6 protein-coding genes are annotated in these 7,242 nt (G+C 43.8%); 2 read left to right on the top strand and 4 right to left on the bottom strand.

The annotated features are described in order from the left end of the window. Positions 1-2,760 (top strand): DUF6701 domain-containing protein (locus CAG69_RS10780; RefSeq protein ID WP_237668065.1); only part of this gene is annotated, 2,760 nt, incomplete at its 5' end. 65 nt (positions 2,761-2,825) lie between these two features. Here the strand turns inward: CAG69_RS10780 and CAG69_RS10775 are convergent. The 4 genes from CAG69_RS10775 to pcp form a co-directional block, all read right to left on the bottom strand. Then, positions 2,826-4,118: a DEAD/DEAH box helicase gene (locus CAG69_RS10775; RefSeq protein WP_005386186.1), complete on the bottom strand. Its 1,293-nt coding sequence runs from the start codon at positions 4,116-4,118 to the stop codon at positions 2,826-2,828. Positions 4,119-4,288: 170 nt separating this feature from the next. Next, complete coding sequence (locus tag CAG69_RS10770) at positions 4,289-5,275, bottom strand: CobW family GTP-binding protein (protein ID WP_161444153.1); 987 nt, start codon at positions 5,273-5,275, stop codon at positions 4,289-4,291. A 63-nt stretch (positions 5,276-5,338) separates the two neighbouring features. Next, positions 5,339-5,602: a hypothetical protein gene (locus CAG69_RS10765; protein WP_053303741.1), complete on the bottom strand. Its 264-nt coding sequence runs from the start codon at positions 5,600-5,602 to the stop codon at positions 5,339-5,341. Positions 5,603-5,800: 198 nt separating this feature from the next. Further along, a complete protein-coding gene (pcp, locus tag CAG69_RS10760) occupies positions 5,801-6,439 on the bottom strand; it encodes a pyroglutamyl-peptidase I (protein ID WP_161444151.1) in 639 nt (212 codons plus the stop codon). A 289-nt stretch (positions 6,440-6,728) separates the two neighbouring features. On the opposite strand from pcp, the gene CAG69_RS10755 reads away from it, so the two are divergent. Further along, on the top strand, positions 6,729-6,977 hold the full coding sequence (locus tag CAG69_RS10755) for a hypothetical protein (protein WP_065646949.1): 249 nt from the start codon (positions 6,729-6,731) through the stop codon (positions 6,975-6,977). Positions 6,978-7,242: the final 265 nt, after the last annotated feature.

The following is a 7,242-nucleotide window of genomic DNA, read 5'->3' as shown; positions in this document are numbered from 1 at the left end:
ATAACACTCCGTGGGCAGAATGTCATAGGCTCAAAGGAAAGCCCTATAAACATCAAAGCTAAAGGAACTTGGTTAAAAATTAATGGTAATAGCTACGTACTAGGTAATGTCTCTGCTTTAGGTTCTATAAAAATAACTGATAGTGAAATCGAAGGAGATATAGAAACCAATGGTGTTGGTGGAAATGGCCGTTCTGTCGAGTTTCACGGAGAGCACAACGTCCTTAATGGCAACATCATTGCTCAAAGTGACGTGTACATCGAATCTGGTATGTTCTGCGGCGATATCAAATCAAAAGGAACAAAAGTAGAAATTAATCAACTGGAATCGTCGCTTTCTAATACACCAATCGTTGTGGGCAACATTAATGCTCTATCGGGGATAAATCTTAGTAATACGACAGTTTTTGGTTCTTTGACATCTCAGGGACATACTGTAGATACAGGTTTTGGCACGACCAAAATATATGCTAATAAGCAAGCTATTTCGGCAATGCATTTTTCAATTAATAACTCCAATACTTCTATTTGTGGTAGTGTGACAGCCACCCTAGAATCAAGTTCAAATTTCAACCACTATTGTGGCATTGATGAACCCAATTGTAGTTACGCAAATCAAACACCAACAACTTGCCCTATTCCTTCTTATATCCCTGAATGTAAAATTACGCCTCCATCGGAGAACGACTTAAACCTAAGCGTCACACCATCGGACGATATGGCACTGATGTGCGGCGACGATCTTCCGCAATTTACAGCCACAACAACCAATAATGGAGAAGTTGTAAGCGCAGAAGTCAGTGCAGCCCTATCACACCCTGACTTGTTCACTTTAGAGGTGGTCAAAGGTAAGCAGATATTAAAAGCAAACCAATTTATGTCTGACGACAATGGTGAGCTCGTTGTTCGAGTAGTCCCGAACGATATTGATACCATCGCGTTAGGTACTAACTACACGCTGACTTTCACTATGGCAGAAGACACCAGCAAGCATCAAACGGTTAGCTTTATGTTTACGCCATTTATGTTTGAGGCCTACTCAAAGACGAAAAGCGCAACTTTAAATGAAATACGCGTTATTGCAGGTAAACCAGAAAACGTGCATACGCGATTGCTTGCTTGTGCCTCCACCGGCGAACCTGTAGTCGCAAGCAACTACAATGGTACTCCTAAGGTTTTTCATCCATTGGTTCAACCATTAGGAGGAAGTGAAGGAAACTTTAGCTATTCAGCGGAATTTAAAGACGGCTTGTCTGAGCATGGTCTTATCACGAACGAGTCCGGCATATTTGAAGTGACATTGTCCGATCATTTTGAATGTGAGGGATTTGAAGAGTGCCCTGAAGAAGGCAAAGTGGAAGTGAAAGGAACATTTAATGTGTACTCGCGACCATGGACACTGGCTATCTGTGACAACCAACGTGCTTTGCCTTCTGGCACCTCTGAACAAGGAGATGGGTTTATTGCCGCCGGAGAACTTTTCTCTCTAACAGTGAAGCCGATCATTTGGCAAACTGACGGCTCTGTAAGTGGTTCTGTTGAATCAGCACGTTATTGTGATGCCTCTATCACCCGTAATTTTGCGCTTGATGACGCTCTAGCAGCATCGGTTGTCTTGTCGAGTGAGCAACATACGCCATCAGAGACAGCGAACCAAACCTCGAAATTGCTAAAAAGTAGTGACTCACTTGCTCAGGCGCATAATTCAGCCAAGAATGATCAATTCGTCTTTAATGGATTATATTGGGAAGAAGTCGGGAGCTTGAGAGTAAAAGCAAACCTAGAAAGTAAATATCTAGGTATGACTGTTAATGAAGGCTATCGTTACATCGGTCGTTTTTACCCAAAATATTTTCAAGTGCAAGACCAAGAATGGCACTACCCACATGGCCAAACTTTTGCTTACATGAATCAACCTTTTGAGAAAGTCACTTACGATGTTGTCGCACTCAATGCGAATAAGGAAAACGTGAAGAACTACGTCCACTTTTCATCTAACCTTCAACAACATTTCGACTTAGGTGAGCTAAGCTCATACTCCGATCGGTTTTTGCCGCCTAAGCCTAAGAAGATAGACTGGAAACTACTGGGTAGCGCGAGTGTTGGAACGTTTGTGATCGAGAAGCCCTCGACCAATGCGACTTGTAACAATAGCCCATGTTGGAAAAAGAACACGACAGATAAACAATACCCTGATGGCCCATTTAATAAAGGGACTAACAGTGACAGCAGCAAAATAGGTATAGTCACGACTAAAGCCGTTGATGAGGTAAACTTCTTCGACGATAGCGAAGTACTCACAAAACAACCAGACATTCGATTCGGTCGTTTGAACTTTCAAGATGTAGGTGGCAACCAAGGCATGGTGATCAAAGTGCCACTTGCTGTAGAAACTTGGCAAAACGGTCGATTTACGACTAACTTCGATGACAGCTCAACAACGGCGAATGGTGAATATTACTTCAGCACGCCAATTTGGTCTCATGCGCCAGCAAACAACGCCCTGCTTTCTGGCGTTGGAACGATGAGTATTGGCAGAATGACCGATATCGTTGCAAGCCAAATTGACTCAGCGCGCGAGCAAATACAATTCCACCTAGATTTAGACTACTCAGGTAATTGCATACCTTGGCTAAAATACGATTGGGATAACACGACAAGTGAAGAGGAGAATCCACCTATCACAGTCACGTTTGGTATTCACCGAGGAAACGATCGCATTATTTATCGTGGTGAACCCAATATGCTTGGCCTCAATTAACGCGAAACGGCAAACAAAAAGAGCCCCTCAATTGAGGGGCTCTTTTCATCACAAACTGATGTAATTTACTTTGCGCCACGACGCGCTTTCAGGCGCTTCACCATAGCAAGACGACGCTCTGCCGACCCTTGATCTGTTGCCGACTGGTTCGGATTATTACGACGACCTTGACGATTCTTGAATGCTGGTTTTGAGTGCAGCTTTTCAATGTAAGATTCACGCTGTTTTGGTTCATAGCCTGCAAGCTCAATACGGCGAATGCGTTGCTGGATTAGATTTTCAACCTGAACCACCGTGAGCTCTTCATCTCGGTTTACAAATGAAACAGCATGACCTTGTTTACCTGCACGGCCCGTACGACCAATTCGGTGAACGTAATCTTCCGCTAGGAAAGGCATGTCATAGTTCACAACGTGAGGTAAATCTTCAATATCTAGACCTCGAGCAGCGACATCGGTAGCCACCATGACACGAGCTTTGCCAGACTTGAACTCTTCTAGCGCACGACGACGAGCGCTTTGAGCACGGTCACCATGACAAACCACCGCTTTGATACCATCAAGTTTCAGCTCTTTTACCACTTCGTTTGCGGTCTCTTTATAGTTCACAAATACCAACACTTGTTTCCAGTTTTTGCGACCAATTAGCTCTGAAAGCAGTTCCGTTTTTCGCTCTTGATCAACTGGATATAGCACGTGAGCAACTGTTTGAGCCGTAGTATTTGCACGCTCTACTTCGATACGTTTTGGTTTACGCAGAATGTCTTTCGCTAACAGATTTAGCTGGCTTGAAGTCGTTGCCGAAAACATCATGATTTGTGGGTCTGTATCCACATCCAGCATGATCTTACGAACTGCATGAATAAAGCCCATATCCAAGATACGGTCTGCTTCATCAAACACCAAAAACTCTAAGTGTGCCACCGAGACATTACCTTGTTCGATGTGCTCTTCCAATCGACCAGGTGTAGCCACAAGGATATCAACACCATTTTCCAGTGCCGCAACCTGAGAAGACATTTTACGGCCACCGAAAATCGCCGCCACCGACAGATTGGTGTACTTCGTGTAAGCTTTGATGTTGTCAGCAATTTGTTCAGCAAGCTCGCGAGTTGGAGCCAAGATAAGTGCACGAGCAGTCTTACGAGAAGCGCTACGGTTACTGTCTAACAACTGCTGAATCATAGGCAGAGAAAACGCAGCCGTTTTACCAGTACCTGTTTGTGCTGTAGCGAAAATATCATGGCCTTTGCGAGCCATTGGAATCGCCTTCTGTTGAATTGGCGTTAACTTTTCATAACCGCATTCTGCCAGTGCTTTAACCACTTCTGGCGCAAAACCTTGAGATGAAAATGACATTGAGCGTATTCCTTAAACAAACCACTAAAAATAGCTTTAAAAATTTAGCCGTGCACTATACCCGAATTTGAGTGATTTATCTCACTTTTCTCATTGAAACGCTACAAAAGCAAAAACGGCGAACGCAGACAGTTTGCTGGCTCACCGTTTCCGTTTAACATTTGTTCGATTTAACGCTTGATGCCAGACAACTGAAGGAGAATTTGCTCAAGTTCATCCCATGGCAACAGCTGAGAATCTATCACTTCTAATCGTGATTCAAACCCTTCTAAGCTGATTTCATTCACCGACACGACTCGGTTGGCAACATTAAACGCGTAACACCCCTGATCCGTATTGACCACCGCTTTAACACGTTCCGCCGTTAAGTCCGAAAGCATTGAGAAAAGTTTATCAAAATCAAACGTGTACTCTGCCCCAAACAACCACCCGCAACTAAAATACCCTTGCCCTTTGTTCTCTTTGCGCACAAAGGCTTCACCTGGCGGCAACTGGAATTGAGGCTCTTGGTGAGCATGGTCATGATGATGTGACTCGATATGGGAAGAAGCGCTGCCGTAAACCCGCTCGATATCCAAGACTTCTATCGGCAACTCACCGTCATGAATAAGCTTACTGAATACTTTTGAAGGGGATTGGTCCGTCACCCAGTCATTAAACACATCAAGGTCGTGGCTGGAACATAGGTCAACCTTACTACCAATAACCACATCTGCACTGTCTAACTGGTCCACGAAGTTTTGGTTAGAAAGATACTTTTCATCACTTAAGTTACGCGGATCAACCAAGGCAATCGTCGCTTTAAGATCAACGTAAGGTTCATACTGCTGTGAGGTAAGCGTCGCGATAACCTGTTTTGGATGACCAAGGCCTGTTGGCTCAATCAATAAACGGTCCGGTTTTTGACGCAATAATGCGGTGATACCTACCGACATCGGCACACCCGCAGTGCAGCACATACAACCACCTGGCACTTCTTTAATCAGCGCGCCTTGGTCGGTCATCAATGCACCGTCGATGCCAATCTCACCAAATTCATTGACCAAAACCGCCCAGTTTTCTTTTTCCGGTTTGTTCTTCAGTAGATTTAAAATCGTGGTCGTTTTACCGACACCCAAAAATCCGGTCAGTATGTTGGTTGGTACTCGATTTGACATGCTTATCTCCGACACGTTAGTGCATTAATGCTCCAGCAAAGTATACGGAGAATGTGACTCGCTTCAACGCTTTTTATCGCACTCATCAAGCTCATTGCGTGATGCGTTGGCACACATTTTTCGAGCTTGTTTGGGTTGACTTATCAACTCTGAACGCTTCATATCGGACAAGTACCTACCGGTATAAATAACGCAAGTAAAAAACGCGATAATAGCGACTACGATGGGAAGAACTCCGAGCGTGTTTTCGAATTTAAGCGCAGCAATAGCCAATGCGAAAACAACGACAGAGATAAGTGCGATTGACTTACTTTTGTTGCTTTTCATAATAACTCGCCTTTCGTAAAGTTAGCCCCCTAACACCTCCTGTACTAGAGGAATGTCAGTTTGAACAACATCCAACCTGACTATTCAATGCTACTCCTTTCGCTACTTGTGAAATTTGACAAAGCTAACATTTACTACAACATCAAACGACGAGCTTATTATTATCTTTCAGATACTTACTGGATTTTAAAACACTTACTAGCAAATCGTTCCACCGCTTACCAGGATATCGCTATCATTGGCAATACAAACTTGCGCCACCAGCTTTAGCCCTTCGACTATAATGTCCAAAGACATAGAAGGCTGACTGCCATCTGCTGCTTGTTCTGGCAATAATGGAATATGAACAAACCCGTGACGAATCGGATTGTCTTTCAAGTAATGTTGGATCCCATAAAAGAGATGGTTACATACAAATGTTCCAGCACTGTTGGAAATCTGGCTAGGTATACCCTGCGTTTGCAATGTTTGCACAACACGCTTTATCGGTAGTGTCGAGAAGTAAGCATCAGGACCATCAGCCACCACGGGTTCATCAATCGGTTGATAACCAACGTTATCTGGAATACGAAAATCATCGACATTAATTGCGACACGCTCTGGGGTTATCGCGCTACGCCCGGCCGCTTGCCCTACAGTAATCACACAGTCTGGCTGGTGCGCTTCTATTGCTTCAATAACGACTTTCACCGAGTCATATCGAACTACGGGGACTGGGCAAGTAACTATCACACCGCCTTTTATGGCCACAGCCTCTAATTGCTTGACCGCTTCTAAGGCGGGGTTAATGGCGTCACCACCAAAAGGTTCAAAACCGGTAATCAGGACTTTCTTCATAACAGCCTTTAGGAAAAGAGTTTTACAAATTATTGCACTCCCCTTCACCCCATCCAATAGCAAAAGTATTGATGAGATAAACCAGACAACATTATGTGACTCATGTCTAACCAGAGAGTGTTTTCTGCCTCATTTAATCTAGGCAAGTTCCGGACTATCGAGACTAACTTATTGATGATTAGTGGCAGGGCAAGGTTCTCTCATTACATGACGCACGTAGAAGCTTGGTTTCCACGCTTAACTTAGGTAGAGTACGCGACCGCAATGCAATTCGAAGAGATTGAATACAATGAATATTGATAACCATGTAATCGAAACGATTGAAGAGTTAGAGGCATTTCTGCATTTAGTAGAAAGCGGCGCTCTGGGTCTTGAAGGTGTCACTGGCGTTGCGCTAGCCACCTCTAATACCGATGGCCGTCCATTTGTTGCCGTATTAGGAGAAAAACACCAATTGCTCCTTGGCCGCTGGGTTTCGCAGCACGTATATGACAATGGTAAAGACATCGTTCGTAACGGCCCAAACAGAAAACACTAAGCGCTCAGCACCATCTATAACACCATGCCGTCTTATATACCAAGCGTATGCTTTGAAAGCAATGCGCTTGGTGTACTTAAAAAATAAAAAAAGAAAAGGCTAGCCTTTATTAATTTTGTCGGTATACTGCACATCAGCTCTTACGGAAAGAGCTATTAATGTAATTAAAGATCAAAGTTTCTCTCAGTTCCACATCGAATTCCTCGTTTACGTTCCTGCGACAAAATAGTTATCTCTAAAATCATATAGTAGCACTTGATATTAG

The sequence above is a fragment of the Vibrio sp. V43_P6S15P86 genome (assembly GCF_009904725.1).
In the GTDB taxonomy this organism is placed as follows: domain Bacteria; phylum Pseudomonadota; class Gammaproteobacteria; order Enterobacterales; family Vibrionaceae; genus Vibrio; species Vibrio diabolicus.
Note: the sequence above shows the minus strand (reverse complement) of the source record. Positions and strands in the feature narration are given on the sequence as shown.